The sequence below is a fragment of the Amycolatopsis pigmentata genome (genome assembly GCF_042684065.1).
GTDB lineage: Bacteria > Actinomycetota > Actinomycetes > Mycobacteriales > Pseudonocardiaceae > Amycolatopsis_E > Amycolatopsis_E pigmentata.
This window is the reverse complement of the sequence record NZ_JBHUKR010000004.1, coordinates 1-13,845: the sequence shown is the minus strand read 5'-3', so window position 1 is coordinate 13,845 and position 13,845 is coordinate 1. Positions and strand designations below refer to the sequence as shown.

Genomic DNA, 13,845 nt, shown 5'->3' with positions numbered 1-13,845 from the left:
GTTCACCGGGCAGTGGTCTGCTCTTGCAGGCTCAGGACCAGGTCCGCGACGGCCCGCAGGGTGGCGAAGTGCTGGGCGGTCATGTGCGTGGGCGGCACCCTGGTACCGAGGTCGTCGCGAAGGTGCGCCAGCAGCCGGGCGGTGCGGACCGAGTCCAGCACTCCCCACTCGAGCAGCGGGCTGTCCGGGGTGATGCGCTCGGGGGGCAAGCCGGTTTCCAGTTCCTCCCTGGTGTATCGGAGCAATTCCTCCACCAGCTTCGTACGATCCAGGCCGGTCATGAGTCCTCCTTCTCGGCAACGGCACGGCAAACGACATAGCTTGTGGGCAGGCGCAAAGGCCGCCCGTCCGGATGCTCTTCGGTGGTATACAAGGGAATGTCTCCTTCGGCGACCACGGCGAAACCGTTCCGCTCGAACAGGTGCGGCAGTTCTCTCGTCTGTGCGGGGGCGGCACGCGCGCCGAAGCCGAAGTGCGTGACCAATCCGGCCGCCTTGGGCAGCGACACTCCGGTGGCGAACAACTCCTGAAGGAACCACGCGGTACGGTCGGTCAGCTCATGGGCGAACACATGCCCGGAGTCGCCCAGCAACACCCTGATCGCGGCCAGCATCACGCCGCGCGCCGGCATGGGCAGTTGGTGGAGAACCCCGCGGACGTAGACGTTGACGTCACCGAATTCCGCGTGCAACGCCGTCGCTGTTCGCCGATCGAGCAGATCGGCGCACCGGTAGGTCAGGTTGGGGGCGGGGCAGGTCCGGCTCGCCAGCGCCACCGCCGCCTCGGCGAGGTCGATCCCGACGACCCGCGGGAAATCCCGCGCCAGCCGCTGTGTCTGCCTGCCGTTGCCGCAGCCGGCATCGACCAGCGGCAGGCTTGGCTCGAAATAGCCGCGGAACAGGGAAAGATGCCGCTCGGCGGTCAACTCGGGCGAGGAGTCCCACAGCGCCGCTCCGGGTTCGGGCGGCAGCGTGGTCCAGAATTCGTTCCAGGCCGTCTCGGTCATGCGCGCGCACTCCCCCGCGCTGTGCGGTCTCCCGGGGAGACCAGGTCGCCAAGTGCGACACGATCGACTTTTCCGTTGCCCGTGCGGGGAAACCCGTCGATCAGGTGCAGGGCGTCGATGTTCAGGTATGACGGCAGCCGCGCCGCGCAATGGCGCTTGAGGTCGATCAGGCCGGGCTCGGCGCCAGGCTCCGCGACGACGAAAGCGTGAAGCCTGGCCTGCAATCCGTTTCCGAGGACCAGCACGACCGCGTCGCGAACTCCTTCGTGCGTGACGAGCGCGGCATCCACTTCCGCCGGTTCGACCCGGTAACCCCGGACCTTGGCCAGGTTGTCCCGCCTGCCCCGGTATTCCAGCAGGCCATCGGCGTCGTAGCGGCCGAGATCGCCGGTGCGGTAGGGACCCTGCAGGGGTTCGGCGCCCCAGTAGCCGATCATGACCGTGGGGCCGTCGACCACGATTTCGCCGTCGTCCACCGTGACGCGATCGCCGGCCACCGGTGAGCCGATCGGGATGGGCGTGGTGCGGGTCAGGTCCGCGGCGGTGACCTCGTAGGAGGTGCACACATTGGTCTCGGTCGGGCCATACCAGTTGAGCATGCGGACGCCGGGCCATGCTCGCCGGAGACTTTGCAACTGTTTCAGCGGGTAGGTCTCCCCCGCGAACACACACGCACGAAGGGCACCGGGACCTCGGCCGAGCAGATCCCCGTACTCGGTCATGAGGATCAAGGCCGAGGGCACCGAATACCAGACGGTGATCGCGCGGCCGAGGATGAAGTCCACCAGTTGTTCGGCCGCATGGGCCAGGGTCTCCCCGATGAGGTGCACGGACGCGCCGGCATGGAACGCGGCGTAAAGGTCGAAAACCGAAAGGTCGAAGCTGAACGGCGCGTGGTTGGCGAGCCGGTCCGCACCGGTGAGTCCCAGCTCGCCGGAAGCCCATTCCACGAAGGCGAGCGCGCTGCCATGGCTCACACAGACACCTTTCGGCTTCCCCGTGGATCCCGAGGTGTACAGGATGTACGCGGGGTCGGACAGCCGTACGGGATCGTGCTCCGGGATCGCCCCCGGTTCCGCCTCGTCCAGCAGGGCGGCACGGGTGACCGACTTGGCGTCCGGGAAGGGGTCGTCGTGATCGGTGACGATCAGTGCCGGTTCGGCGTCCGCGGCGATCCGGCTCACTCGCTCGCGCGGATTTCCGCGGGCGACGGGCACCTGGATCGCGCCGATCCGCAGGACCGCCTGAGCGAGGGCGACGGCTTCCACGGTCTTGGCGGTCCAGACGAGGACACGGTCGCCCGCACGGACACCACGGCCGCGCAACGCGGTGACGTAGTCGTTCGCGCGCTGGTCCAGCTCGCGGTAGGTGAATGCGGTGTCCATATCGGACACCGCGAGAGCGTCCGGGGTCCGCCGGGCCCAGCCGGTCACGAGGTGATGAAGACTCACAATCCCATCCCCCTGGCGATCAGCCGGCGCTGGATGTCGGACGTGCCGGAGAACGTCGTCGCGGGCAGGGCGTCACGCACCGCCGCCTCGATCCCGTATTCCTTCAGGTAGCCACGGCCACCGAAGATCCGTGCGGCATCGAGGGCGGTGGCGACCGCGGCCTCCGAAACGGCCAGTTTCGCCATCGAGACCCACAGCGAGGGATCCCGGCCGCTGTCGATCTCGGCGCAGGCCCGGTAGAGCAGTAGCCGGCCGCCTTCCAGGCGCAATTTCATGTCTGCCAGCCGGTCGGCGACCGGCTGCAGGTCGGCGAGGCGCTTTCCGAACTGCCGCCGTTCGCGGGCGTGCCGCGCGCACCGCTCCACGAGCCGCTGCTGCTGCCCCAGGTACAACGCGAACAGGCAGGCCCGTTCCCATCGCATCGAGAGCTGGAAGATCGGATTGCCCTGGCCGGGGCTGCCGAGGACCCGTTCCTCCGGTACGAAACATTCGCGGAAGGTGACCGGACCGGCGGGACAGGAGGTCAGGCCCGCCTTGTCCATCGGCGGCCCCGCGACCAGACCCGGCGAGTCCCGGTCCACCACGAACGCCGTCACGCCGAAATATCCGGCCTTCGGGTCCGTGGTCGCGTAGGTGACATACAGATCGGCGACCGGACCGTTGCTGACGAAACTCTTTACTCCGTCAAGGATGTACCCGCCGCCGACCCGGCGAGCCTTGGTGGACAGCCGGGAGACGTCCGACCCGGCCTCCGGCTCCGTCATCGCGTTGCCCGCGACAAGCTCGCCGGAACACAGGCCGGGCAGCAGTTCCCGGCCAAGCCCTGGCGCCGCGAACTCCACCACCGGCCGGACGCAGGCGAAAAGATGCGCACCGGCGGCGAAGAGCAGGCCGGTGTCGGGACACCCTTCGCCCGCCGCCTCATAGATCCTTGCCGTGTCGAGCGCCCCGAGCCCGGAACCGTTGTGTTCCACGGGAACGGCCGCGTCGAGCAGTCCCATCGCGGCAAGCCGCTTCCATGCCTCGCGAAACCTCTCCCCACCCTGGTCGGGGGGAATCTCCCGGGCCGCGGCCAGGACACGCTCATATCGCCGGATTTGCTCGTCGCTCCAGGTGAAGTCCACGAGGACCGCCTCACCCGGCCGCTCGGACCGGCACGCCGGCCCAATGCGGGGTCTCGACGATCTCGACGACGGCGCACGCGATGGTAAGCCCGGGGCCCACCCCCAGCATCAGGAAATGGTCTCCCTTTCCCAGATCGCCGGCCGCCAGAAGCTGTTCGAGCGCGACGACCTGGTCACTGGCGCCGATGTGGCCGACGGTCCGGCCCTGCTCCCAGGTGGAAAGGGACATCGGCAGGCCGAGCGGCACCATGGCGCGCCCCTCGACGCGTTCTCGCGATCCGTTGGCGTAGGCGACCCGGGTGATGTCCTCCAGCGCGACACCGGCTTCGCCGAGGGTGCGGGTGACCAGTTCGTCCTGCGCTGCCACCAACTTCAGCGCCCCCGCCGGGTCCCGGTCGGGCCCGGTCAGCCATCGCTGTTTGCTGTCGCCGAAGTCGAGCTTGCCCGGCAGCGTGGCGCCGGGTGGATACAGCGGTTCCGGCCCGCGATGCATGGTCTCGTATTCGGGAAGGGTGACCGCGTTGATCGACTTGAGCCGGGCGAAACCGCTCCGCCGGCTGAGGACGATCGCGCAGCCCGCGTCGCCCATGACGAAATGCGGGCTGAACCGCCAGCGCTCCAACAGTGGCGAGGTGAAATTGTCACCGGAGGTCACCAGCGCGGCTTCGTGCTCGTCCGACGCCAGGAGGTGGCTCGCGGCCAGTTCCAGCGCGGAGAACATCCCCATGCAACCCTGCCGGACCTCGGCCGCCGTGGCCTTGCCCGCGCCCGTGTGCCGCTGGACGTAGTACTGCGGACACCACCCGTGCGGGCCCTGGTACCAGACGCTGACATAGAGCACGAGGCTGAGCGCCACCGGGTCCTGACCTGCCCGCTCGAGCGCTTCCCGGCACGCTCGGACCGCCATCTCGGGCGCCGGGATCTCACCGGCGACCGTGACGCTCGTGATCCCGTACCGCTCGGCCGCCTCGCGCTCGATCAGTCCCCGGTCGACCGCCCAGCCGATGGGCACCCGCTCCGGCAGAAACGCGCCCAAGCCGCTGATGAGCACATCGGGAGTTTTCATTCACGTCCCCGCTTCCTGGTTCGCGGCTGCACGGGAAGAACACAGAAACGAATCGGCTATTTCGACGGTCGGAGTTGACCCATTTGGCGGAATTCGAATCGGGACACCGGCAATGTGACACCCGGTCGTTCCGGTGATACGACGGACACGAACGATCCGCCGCGCACCGTGAGCGCCGCATATCAACATCTCGTCTGGAGAGTCGCCGCTTCCAGAAATATGACGACTTGTGCACGAAAGCACAGAAAAATCTGCCCGGTTTTTCCGGATCGGGCACACGAACCCGTCCATTCGCCGACCGGGCGCAAATCGCGCACCCGGTCCGCGGCACCGGTCTGGACCAGCCGGGCCGGTGACGACACCGGGTCCCTCGGCCCGATCGGCCGACGCCGAAACGGGTTTGACGGGCGGAGTCCGGGGAAGTCCCCAGCGTGCGTGCACCTCATCTGGCCGGTGTCGGCGACTTCGCCGCCGGTACGACGCTCGCGGTCGGCGCGGCGGTGTTGTTCGCGGCGGGATCGGTCCTGCAGCACCGGGCTTTGTCCTCCGGCGGGCCGGAGCGCGGCATCGACCTGCGCGCTCTGGCGCGGCGCCCGGTCTGGCTCGCCGGGCAGGCCACCACGATCTCGGGAAGTCTGGTGCAGGTGGCCGCGCTGGCGTTGGCGCCGGTCTCGATCGTCCAGCCGTTGCTCGCCGGGGCTCTGGTGATCGCGCTCGGCATCCGGGCCGTGCGGGACCGCTGCCTGCCCGGCGGTGGTGAACTGCTCGGCGCGTTGTGCACCGTCGGCGGGCTGGCCCTGTTCCTGTCCGCGGCGCGACCGGCGTCGGGGCGAGCGGACCATCTTCCCGCTCCGGTCGTGGTCCTGAGCGTGGTCGCCGGGGTCGGCCTCTTGGTCGCGCTGGCCGCACGGACCCGCGGCGGACCCGTCAGCGCGGTGACGTGCGGGGTGTGCGGTGGCATCGCGGCGGGCTGCGCCGCCGTGCTGATTTCGGCCGCGTTCAAGGCCGCGGGCCGTGCCCCGCACGCGGTCACCAGCGGACTGTTCTGGCTGCTGGTCGCGGCCGCGATCGCCGTCGCGGCGACGGCGCAGTTCGGCAGTCAGCTGGCCTACTCACGCGGTGCGCTCGCCTGGTCGTTGCCGGCGCTGACGGTGCTCGACCCGCTCGCCGCCATCCCCGCCGCTCGCCTGCTCCTCGGCGAACGGCTCGAACCCGGGCATGCCGCCATCTGGACCCCGGCCGCGCTGATCGCCGTCGCCGGTGTCGTTCTCTTGGCACGCACGGGTTCGAGTTGCCGGAGGCCGCTCATTCCCCGGCCCGGCGCGGCGGAATCGGCGGACGTGCGGGCAGGCGAGCGATCCGCGAGGGATGGTCAGGGCTAGAAAAGCTCGTCTACGAAAGCGTTGCGGAACTTCCCCTCGGGATCGTGCTCGCGCAGCAACCGCTCGAAGTCACCGGCGCGTTCGTAATGCCCGATCGTCTCCGATGGCGTCAAGGTGGTCAGCTTGCCCCAGTGCGGACGGCTGCCCAGCGGCACCAGCCGCTGTTCGACCGCGGCAAGGGCCGGCTGTACGGCCTGGATGTCACCGATCCAGGTGAAATGGAAGGCGACGGTGTCCCGCCGATAGGCCGGGCTGAGCCACAGGTCGTCACCGCGCACCGTGCGCACTTCGGCGATGTGAAGGACCGGCGCGACGAGTTCGCCGACTTCGCGGATGGCGGCGAACGCCTCCGGGGCCGCCGCTCGGGGCAGGAAGAACTCCGACTGGAGTTCGTCACCCGGTCCCGGCTGCAGTTCGGGCCGGAAGTGCGGCAGCCTTTCGTGCCACGGCCCGACGACGTCCAACTGCTCGGTGCTCGCCTCGACCGGCATGCCGGGAACCGGATGGATCTTCTCTCGCGCCCGGCGGCCGCCGTCCCATCCGGTCTCGGGCTCGCCGATACGCCGCTTGAGCCAGACGTCACCGTGCCCGCTGCGCCAGTCGGTGAACAGGCTGACGCTGTAAGCGGCGCCGAACACCTCGTCGATCCCGCCCGCCACCTCGGCCAACGGAACCCCGAGATGGACGCGTTGCGCCATCTCGTAAGCGGGCTCGATGTCCAGCGTCATGCTGGTCACGACACCCAGCGCGCCCAACGCGACGACCGAACCGGCGAAGCCCTCGGTCTCGCGGCCGACCTCGACGAGATCGCCCTCCGGGCCGACGAGTTGCAGTCCGGACACCGCCGCGGCCAGACACCGCAGGCCGTCCCCCGACCCGTGGGTCGCGGTCGCGCAGGACCCCGCGATCGAGATGTGCGGCAACGAAGCCAGATTCGCCAGCGCGAACCCGGCCCGGTGCAGCGGAAAGACCAGGTCGGCGTAGCGCATACCGCCCGCCACCGTCACGGTCGCCGCGTCCGGATCGATCTCGGCCGTGGGCCGCAGCCGGTCCAGCCGCACGAGATCGTGCTCGGTGTCGGCCACCCGGTTGAAGGAGTGACCGCTGCCGAGCGCCCGGACGCGACGGCTGCCCGCGACGATCCCGCGCACCTCGTCGACCGATTCCGGCCGGTACACCCGCTCCGCGCCGAAAGTGACGTTGCCTGCCCAGTTGACCGCCGGGACACCTGTCCTCGCCATGTGCGCTCCAGAGTGATCGGAGATCCTCACCCGAGTCTGACAGGCGCGGCGGAACAGCACTCACGAGCGCACGGTCAGGCGACGGTGGTTGTCGTCGGGGTCGGGTTGCGGAAGAGATCGAGTACCGGGCAGTGCTCGTCGACCTTGCGCCTGAGCTCCTCGTAGGCCTCGGCCGACGCGGGCCCACCCAGCTCCACGGTGACCCGGACGCCGGTGAAACCGGGCCGGGTGTCCTTCAAGCCGAAAAAGCCGTGCAGGTCGAGGTCGCCGTCCACGGTCACCTTCACCGATTCCAGCGGGATGCCGAGCTTGGCCGCCCAGAACTGGTAGGTGATCACCTGGCACGAGCCGAGCGAGGCGAGCGCGTACTCGACCGGGTTCGCGGCGGTGTCGGTTCCGCCCAGCGCGGCGGGCTCGTCGACCGAGAACGCGTGGTCCCGGACGTTGACTTCCACCACAGTCGCGGTCTTCGGGACCAAAGCGTGCTGGACGCTGAAGGACACCGCCGCGGCGGCGGGCTCACCCGCGAACGCTTCGCTGCTCGCTTCGATCACCTGGGAAAGAGACATCTGACTCTCCAAACTGGACTCTCTGGTGATCAGAAGTCTGGACCACGGCACGGTCGCGGGCGAGCACTCCCACAATCCGAGAACAGTCCATTGTGGATAGTCAAGCGACTCGACCGGAAGAGGCAAGGTAGCGCGCGAGGTGGTCGATCACCTCGCGGGCGTCGTCTTCGATGCCATGGATGAACGTGGACTTGCGCCGCCGGAGCACGGGCAGCCCCAGCGCGAACATTCCGGGGCTGTCGACGATGCCACCGTCGTGCTCGAGACGGCCCTTCTCGTCGGTCACGGGAACGTCGAGCCACGAGTAGTCCGGTTTGAAACCCGTCGCCCACACAATGGTCCGGATTTCGCCGGTGCCCAGGTCGATCCCCAAACGCGTCGACGCGGGCACCCGTGTGGGCTCGAAGCGTTCTCCAGGCTTGACGTCACTGTCCTTACCGGACGTTCTGGCCCACTCGTCGAAGGTGCTGAGCAGGCGGTCCATCTTGAGGTCCGCGAGCGAGATGACGTTGCGGAGCCCGCCGGAGAACAACAGCCGGCCGTCCCGCACGGCCGCCGAGCGGCCGACCAGTTCGACGCCCATGGCGGTGAGCGCGTTGATGTCGAGCGTCGTGCGGTCAGGGGTTCCGGCGAGCTGCGGTGACCCCAGCCGCCGCGCTCTGGTGAGGTCGGGCACCTCGTCGTATCGCTGATCCCACACGCCCGTCGCGTCCATCCACCACAGCACGTCGCGTCCACGGTACATCCGGGGCATCCGGACATGCTCCCCTGTGGACAGTGTGACCGGCCGGCCCGATCGCCGGATTTCGGCCGCCAGCTGAACACCCGTCGCCGAAGCGCCGACGACGAGCACGCCACCATCGGGAAGCCGGCCGGGGCCGTTGTAGTCGAACGGCGTGATCTGCACGACACCGTCCGGCACCGCCTCGCTGAGCTTCGGCACAACCGGTCTGTTGCACGCACCACTGGCGATGACCACTGTGCGGCAACCGATTTCGCCGTGATCGGTGATCACCCGGTAACCGTCGTCGGTGCGCCGGACCGACGTGACGTTCGTGCCGGTGCGGACGGGAGCGCGGGAGAGCGCGGCGAAACGATCGATGAACTCGACCACTTCCCCCATGGTCATGTAGCCGTCGGGGTCCGGGCCACGGTAGTGGTGGCCCGGAAGCCGGCTCTGCCAGTTGGGGGTGAGCAGCCGTAGCGAGTCCCAGCGTTCCCGCCGCCAGGAATTCGCCACTTCCCCACGCTCCAGCACGACGTGGTCGATGCCTCGTGCGCCGAGGAAGTGGCTCGCCGTCAGGCCCGCGTGGCCCGCGCCGATGACAACTGTGGTGACTTGGTCCCTCAACGCTGGTCCGAGCCGGTCTCAGGCGACTTCGACGGTGACATCGGTGGGGTTGGTCAGCGCGTCGAACACGGCCGAGCGCTTCTGCGACTGGGCGACCAGCGCTTCGATGTCCTCTTTGGACGCGTCCGCGTCGATGGTGAACGTCACCTTGATACCGTTGTAGCCGTTACGGACGTCGCTGTCGGCACCGAGGATGCCGCGGATGTCGTGCACGCCCTCCACGGTCGCCTCGACCGAGCGGAGCTGGATGCCACGGTTCTGCGCGACGGACGCGACACCCGCGGTCAGGCAGCTTCCCAGGCCGACGAGCAGGTACTCGATCGGCGTGATGCCGTGGTCCTCGGCCGCGAAGACCTCCGGGTGGTCCGCCACGAACTCGTGCTCGGCCTTGTGGCTCTGCTCGGCGCCGAGCCCGGCGAAGTCCTTGACCGTCGAGGTGGTGTGCACACCGTTCTCCCACCGCGTGGTGGAACGCCAGGTGAACTGGGCCGCCTCGGGCGCGCTCTTGAGTGCCTCGCGCGCGTCGAGCAGCGCCTGGACGTTGACCCCGTTGTCGATGCTGTCGATCGTCGTCATGCGACAGTCCTCCCTGATCTGTTGAGTTCACCACAAGCTGGAAAACGACCCTACCGGGGAGTCGGCCCGTGTCTCACCATGCGAAACGCGACGTCATCCCGGTCGCCGGAGGTGCCGGGATGGATATGATGCGGCCATGGTGCCCGTGTCGACGTTGAAGGCCGGTTCGGTCGGCAGCGTGGAAACGCGCCACGTCGACCTGCCGGATCCGGTGCGGCTCGATTGCGGGCGGGAACTCCGTTCGGTCCGCGTCGCCTACGAGACCTACGGCACCCTCTCCCCCCAGCGTGACAACGTCATTCTGGTGTGCCACGCGCTCAGCGGTGACGCGCACGCGGCCGGTTTCTCGGCCGTCCAGCCCGACGCGAGCACGCGGGACGGGTTCGGCGCGGAGGACCGTGACGGCGCGGCCGGCGGGGCGCTCGGCTGGTGGGACGGGATGATCGGCCCTGGCAAGGCGTTCGACACCGATCGTTTCTTCGTCGTCTCCACGAATCTGCTCGGCGGCTGCCGTGGCACCACGGGGCCCTCGTCGATCGACCCCGCGACCGGAGAGCCCTACGGTCCGGATTTCCCGGTGATCACGGTCGCGGACATGGTCCGGACGGAACGTGCCTTTCTCGACGCGCTGGGCATCGAGCGGCTCGCCGCGGTGGCGGGCGGCTCACTGGGTGGGATGCAGGCACTCGAGTGGGCCATTCTCTATCCCGGCCAGGTCGACTCCATCGTGGTGATCGCCAGCACTCACGCGCTTCATCCCCAGGGCATGGCGTGGAACGCGATCGCCCGCGAGGCGATCCTCCGCGACCCGGCCTGGCAGGAAGGCCGGTACTACGGGACGGGCCGCTCCCCCGACGCCGGCATGGGCGTGGCACGGATGGTCGGCCACATCACCTACCTCTCGGCGCCGGCTCTGCACGACAAGTTCGGCCGCCGGCTGCAGTTCGCCGACGACATCCGGTACACCATCACCGAACCCGAGTTCGAGGTGGAGAACTATCTCCGTCATCAGGCCGATTCGTTCGTCAAACGCTTCGACGCCAACACCTATCTCACGATGTCGCGCGCGCTGACCTATTTCGACCTCGCGCGGCAGTACGGCGATGGCTCCCTCACCCGCGCGCTCGAAAGCGTTTCGGCGCGCACGCTGCTCATCGCGTTCAGCTCGGACTGGCTTTATCCACCGGCGGGTTCGCAGGAAATCCACGACGCGCTTCGCGCTCTCGGCAGTCCGTCCGAACTGCACGTGATCGACGCGCCGTACGGCCACGACTGCTTCCTGCTGGAAGAAGAACGACAGACGCCGATCGTCCACGGGTTCCTCGCCCGCGGATGAGGTCGAGGAAGAGGTAGCGGTGCCCGACGATTTCCCGCGTGCCGAGGCGGACCACGAGTTCGGTTTCGAGACCCGGCAACTGCACGCCGGGCAGCGGCCCGACCCCAATACGGGCGCCCGCGCCGTGCCGGTCTTCCAGACGACCAGTTACGTGTTCGAGGACCCCGAGTCCGCCGCGGCCTATTTCAACCTGCAGGAGTACGGGAACACCTATTCCCGCATCATGAACCCGACCGTCGCGGTCTTCGAGGAGCGCGTCGCGAACCTGGAGGGCGCGGCGGGCGCGGTCGCGTTCGCCAGCGGTATCGCCGCGCAGGCGGCGGCACTGTTCACCATTCTCCGGCCCGGTGACCACGTGGTGTCGTCATCGGCGCTCTACGGCGGGACGGTGAACCAGCTCAAGCACCTGCTGCGCAAGATGAATGTCGAGCTGACCTGGGTCGACCCGGACGACATCGACGCGTGGAAGCAGGCGGTGCGCGCCGAGACGAAGGTGTTCTTCGCGGAGACCATCGGCAACCCCGGCGGAAACGTGCTCGACATCGAGGCGGTGGCGTCCATCGCGCACGAGCACGGGATCCCGCTCGTCGTCGACAGCACCTTCGCCACGCCGTATCTGTGCCGTCCGATCGAGTGGGGCGCCGACATCGTGGTCCACTCGGCCACCAAGTTCATCGGCGGCCACGGCACGAGCATCGGCGGTGTGGTCGCCGAAGCCGGGACGTTCGACTGGTCGAACGGCCGGTTCCCGGTGGTCGCGGAGCCGTCGCCGGCCTACCACGGCCTGCGGTTCCACGAGACGTTCGGTACCTACGGTTATCTGATGAAACTGCGCGCCGAAACCCTGCGCGACCTCGGTGGCGCGCTCTCGCCGTTCAATGCCTTCCTTTTCCTGCAGGGACTCGAAACCCTGTCGCTGCGGATGGAACGGCACGTCGAAAACGCGCGAAAGATCGCGGAATTCCTCGACGCACACGACCTGGCGTCGAGAGTGACCTTTCCCGGCCTTCCCACGAGCCGGTACCGGCCGCTGGTCGAGAAATACCTGCCCCGAGGGGCGGGCGCGGTGTTCTCGTTCGACGTCGCGGGCGGGCGTGCGGGCGGGCAGGCACTCATCCGCGGCCTGACGCTCTGGTCCCACCTGGCCAACGTCGGAGACGCCAAGAGCCTGGTCATCCACCCCGGCAGCACCACGCATCGCCAGCTGTCCGACGACGAACTCCGCGCGGCCGGGGTCGGCCCCGGCACCGTGCGGCTGTCGGTCGGCACCGAGTCGGTCGATGATCTGATCTGGGACCTCGAACAAGGCTTCGCCCACGTCGCCGCCACCGTGGAGAAGGAAACGATATGACGGACCTGACGCGCTACCAGGACCCGCTGGAAATCCAGCGGATACTCAACACCGCGAAGACGATCGCGATCGTGGGCCTGTCGAACAACGAGTTGCGGGCCAGCTATTTCGTCGGCTACTACCTGAAACGCCACGGTTACCGCGTGATCCCGGTGAACCCCCGCGCCACCGAGATCCTCGGCGAGACCAGCTACGCGAGCCTGCTCGACGTGCCCGAGCCGGTGGACATCGTCAACGTCTTCCGCGCGCCGGACGCCCTCGTCGAGATCGCCGAGCAGGCGGTGCGGATCGGTGCCGGTGCCCTCTGGTGCCAGTTCGGCGTGATCAACCCCGACGGCGGCCGCATAGCGGAAGACGGCGGCGTGAGCGTGGTCATGGACCGTTGCATCAAGGTCGAGCACGCACGGTATGTCGGCCGCATGCACTGGCTCGGCTTCAACACCGAACGCATCACCTCGGTCCGCGCAGGGCTCCAGTAGCGCATGGTGGCGGATCTGCTTCCCCATGGTGAACAGGAGACAGACGTCCCCGGCGTCACGCGGGAGCAGGTCGACATGGCTCAGGCCGAGGTCGCGCGCGACATGGGCTGGTAGCAGGAGCACGCCAGGACAGGCCCAAATGCTGTGTCACGCAACGTTGGGTAGGTAATTCGGGAGGCGGATTTGGAGCCGGCCGCGAAGTGGCGCTTGGGGTGGCAATGCCGGTTGCGCCCCGTAGGTAGCTCGCGATTGCGACTTCTTGCTCGGCGTGTAGACCAGTTCGATCCCGTGGTCGGCGCACCAGTCGGTGACCTTGGCCTTGCCATGCGGACCGTAGTTGTCGCAGATCAGGTAGAGCGTCCCGGTGGGGACGCCGCGGCGCAACTGTTCGCAGAAGTCGAGGAACTGCGGCCAGCGTCTACGGTCACGGAACCGGCAGAACACCTGCCCCGACGCCAGATCCAGCCCGGCCAACATCTGCCGCACCCCGGCCTTCCGGTTGTAGGTCGCGCGCAGCCGGGTCGGCTGACCGCGCCGGAACCAGCCGCGAGCTGGACGGGGTTGCAGGTTCAAGGGCCCGAACTCGTCAACACAGATCCCGCGACCATCACGAGGCGGATAGTCATACAGGTCCAGGATGCGCGCCATCTTGGCGGCGAAATTCGGGTCACGACTGCGCTTCCACGTCTTCGTGCGCTGCCCAACCTGCCGTGGCGCGGCACTACAGAGACATCCCCTATCAGAACGGTGGTGGTTCTTCGGGGTTGGGCCGAGGGTATGATTGCGGAGACTTGTCACCAGCATCATGGTCATCGAACCGCGCCTCGCACTCGAGCTGATTGTCTATTATGGACTGTTCTCCGGTGGACTCGTCCTCGTCCGGTTCGAGTGTGCGGGGTTCGTGGAGCGGCTG

Annotated in this window: 14 protein-coding genes; 4 read left to right on the top strand and 10 right to left on the bottom strand. The window is 68.2% G+C overall.

All coding sequences use genetic code 11. The annotated features are described in order from the left end of the window. Window positions 1-2: 2 nt before the first annotated feature. Genes ACFSXZ_RS01795 through ACFSXZ_RS01775 form a run of 5 tightly spaced genes read right to left on the bottom strand, consistent with a single transcriptional unit; the run spans window position 3 to window position 4,647 of the window. A complete protein-coding gene (locus ACFSXZ_RS01795) occupies window positions 3-281 on the bottom strand; it encodes an acyl carrier protein (RefSeq protein ID WP_378260506.1) in 279 nt (92 codons plus the stop codon). After that, complete coding sequence (locus ACFSXZ_RS01790) at window positions 278-1,006, bottom strand: class I SAM-dependent methyltransferase (RefSeq protein ID WP_378260504.1); 729 nt, start codon at window positions 1,004-1,006, stop codon at window positions 278-280. The genes ACFSXZ_RS01795 and ACFSXZ_RS01790 overlap by 4 nt, the downstream gene beginning before the upstream one ends. Continuing rightward, entirely contained in the window at window positions 1,003-2,457 is a 1,455-nt protein-coding gene (locus ACFSXZ_RS01785) for an AMP-binding protein (protein WP_378260502.1), read from the bottom strand. The genes ACFSXZ_RS01790 and ACFSXZ_RS01785 overlap by 4 nt, the downstream gene beginning before the upstream one ends. Next, window positions 2,454-3,581: an acyl-CoA dehydrogenase family protein gene (locus tag ACFSXZ_RS01780; RefSeq protein WP_378260501.1), complete on the bottom strand. Its 1,128-nt coding sequence runs from the start codon at window positions 3,579-3,581 to the stop codon at window positions 2,454-2,456. Before ACFSXZ_RS01780 ends, ACFSXZ_RS01785 begins: the two co-directional genes overlap by 4 nt. A 10-nt stretch (window positions 3,582-3,591) precedes the next feature. After that, window positions 3,592-4,647 carry a ketoacyl-ACP synthase III family protein gene (locus ACFSXZ_RS01775; protein WP_378260499.1) on the bottom strand — a complete coding sequence of 352 codons (1,056 nt, stop codon included), beginning with the start codon at window positions 4,645-4,647 and terminating at the stop codon, window positions 3,592-3,594. Between the two features lie 431 nt (window positions 4,648-5,078). Between ACFSXZ_RS01775 and ACFSXZ_RS01770 the strand changes: the two genes are divergently transcribed. Then, window positions 5,079-6,029, top strand: a complete 951-nt coding sequence (locus tag ACFSXZ_RS01770; protein ID WP_378260497.1) for a DMT family transporter — start codon at window positions 5,079-5,081, stop codon at window positions 6,027-6,029. Here the strand turns inward: ACFSXZ_RS01770 and ACFSXZ_RS01765 are convergent. From ACFSXZ_RS01765 to ACFSXZ_RS01750, 4 genes are all read right to left on the bottom strand, one after another. Further along, complete coding sequence (locus ACFSXZ_RS01765) at window positions 6,026-7,270, bottom strand: FAD-binding protein (RefSeq protein WP_378260495.1); 1,245 nt, start codon at window positions 7,268-7,270, stop codon at window positions 6,026-6,028. The two genes, ACFSXZ_RS01770 and ACFSXZ_RS01765, sit on opposite strands and share 4 nt — an antisense overlap. Window positions 7,271-7,344: 74 nt before the next feature. Continuing rightward, window positions 7,345-7,839, bottom strand: coding sequence for an OsmC family protein (locus ACFSXZ_RS01760; protein WP_378260493.1), 495 nt, complete (start codon window positions 7,837-7,839; stop codon window positions 7,345-7,347). Between the two features lie 100 nt (window positions 7,840-7,939). Continuing rightward, entirely contained in the window at window positions 7,940-9,190 is a 1,251-nt protein-coding gene (locus ACFSXZ_RS01755) for an NAD(P)-binding domain-containing protein (protein ID WP_378260491.1), read from the bottom strand. A gap of 18 nt (window positions 9,191-9,208) precedes the next feature. Further along, window positions 9,209-9,766 (bottom strand): OsmC family protein, encoded by a 558-nt coding sequence (locus tag ACFSXZ_RS01750; RefSeq protein WP_378260489.1) that lies wholly within the window; start codon window positions 9,764-9,766, stop codon window positions 9,209-9,211. 136 nt (window positions 9,767-9,902) lie between these two features. Between ACFSXZ_RS01750 and metX the strand changes: the two genes are divergently transcribed. The 3 genes from metX to ACFSXZ_RS01735 are packed head-to-tail and all read left to right on the top strand — an operon-like array spanning window position 9,903 to window position 12,932. Beyond that, complete coding sequence (gene metX / locus ACFSXZ_RS01745) at window positions 9,903-11,102, top strand: homoserine O-acetyltransferase MetX (RefSeq protein ID WP_378260487.1); 1,200 nt, start codon at window positions 9,903-9,905, stop codon at window positions 11,100-11,102. Window positions 11,103-11,121: 19 nt separating this feature from the next. After that, window positions 11,122-12,453 (top strand): O-acetylhomoserine aminocarboxypropyltransferase/cysteine synthase family protein, encoded by a 1,332-nt coding sequence (locus ACFSXZ_RS01740; RefSeq protein ID WP_378260485.1) that lies wholly within the window; start codon window positions 11,122-11,124, stop codon window positions 12,451-12,453. Beyond that, window positions 12,450-12,932 (top strand): CoA-binding protein, encoded by a 483-nt coding sequence (locus tag ACFSXZ_RS01735; protein WP_378260483.1) that lies wholly within the window; start codon window positions 12,450-12,452, stop codon window positions 12,930-12,932. Before ACFSXZ_RS01740 ends, ACFSXZ_RS01735 begins: the two co-directional genes overlap by 4 nt. A 147-nt stretch (window positions 12,933-13,079) precedes the next feature. Here the strand turns inward: ACFSXZ_RS01735 and ACFSXZ_RS01730 are convergent, their stop codons facing one another. Beyond that, a complete protein-coding gene (locus ACFSXZ_RS01730) occupies window positions 13,080-13,580 on the bottom strand; it encodes a transposase (protein WP_378260481.1) in 501 nt (166 codons plus the stop codon). Window positions 13,581-13,845 lie beyond the last annotated feature (265 nt).

Excerpts from the sequence above, each read along its gene's own strand:
- ACFSXZ_RS01795 (WP_378260506.1), bottom strand. The coding sequence starts at position 281 with ATGACCGGCCTGGATCGTACGAAGCTGGTGGAGGAATTGCTCCGATAC.
- ACFSXZ_RS01790 (WP_378260504.1), bottom strand. The coding sequence starts at position 1,006 with ATGACCGAGACGGCCTGGAACGAATTCTGGACCACGCTGCCGCCCGAA.
- ACFSXZ_RS01775 (WP_378260499.1), bottom strand. The coding sequence starts at position 4,647 with ATGAAAACTCCCGATGTGCTCATCAGCGGCTTGGGCGCGTTTCTGCCG.
- ACFSXZ_RS01765 (WP_378260495.1), bottom strand. The coding sequence starts at position 7,270 with ATGGCGAGGACAGGTGTCCCGGCGGTCAACTGGGCAGGCAACGTCACT.
- ACFSXZ_RS01760 (WP_378260493.1), bottom strand. The coding sequence starts at position 7,839 with ATGTCTCTTTCCCAGGTGATCGAAGCGAGCAGCGAAGCGTTCGCGGGT.
- ACFSXZ_RS01750 (WP_378260489.1), bottom strand. The coding sequence starts at position 9,766 with ATGACGACGATCGACAGCATCGACAACGGGGTCAACGTCCAGGCGCTG.
- metX (WP_378260487.1), top strand. The coding sequence starts at position 9,903 with ATGGTGCCCGTGTCGACGTTGAAGGCCGGTTCGGTCGGCAGCGTGGAA.
- ACFSXZ_RS01735 (WP_378260483.1), top strand. The coding sequence starts at position 12,450 with ATGACGGACCTGACGCGCTACCAGGACCCGCTGGAAATCCAGCGGATA.
- ACFSXZ_RS01730 (WP_378260481.1), bottom strand. The coding sequence starts at position 13,580 with ATGGCGCGCATCCTGGACCTGTATGACTATCCGCCTCGTGATGGTCGC.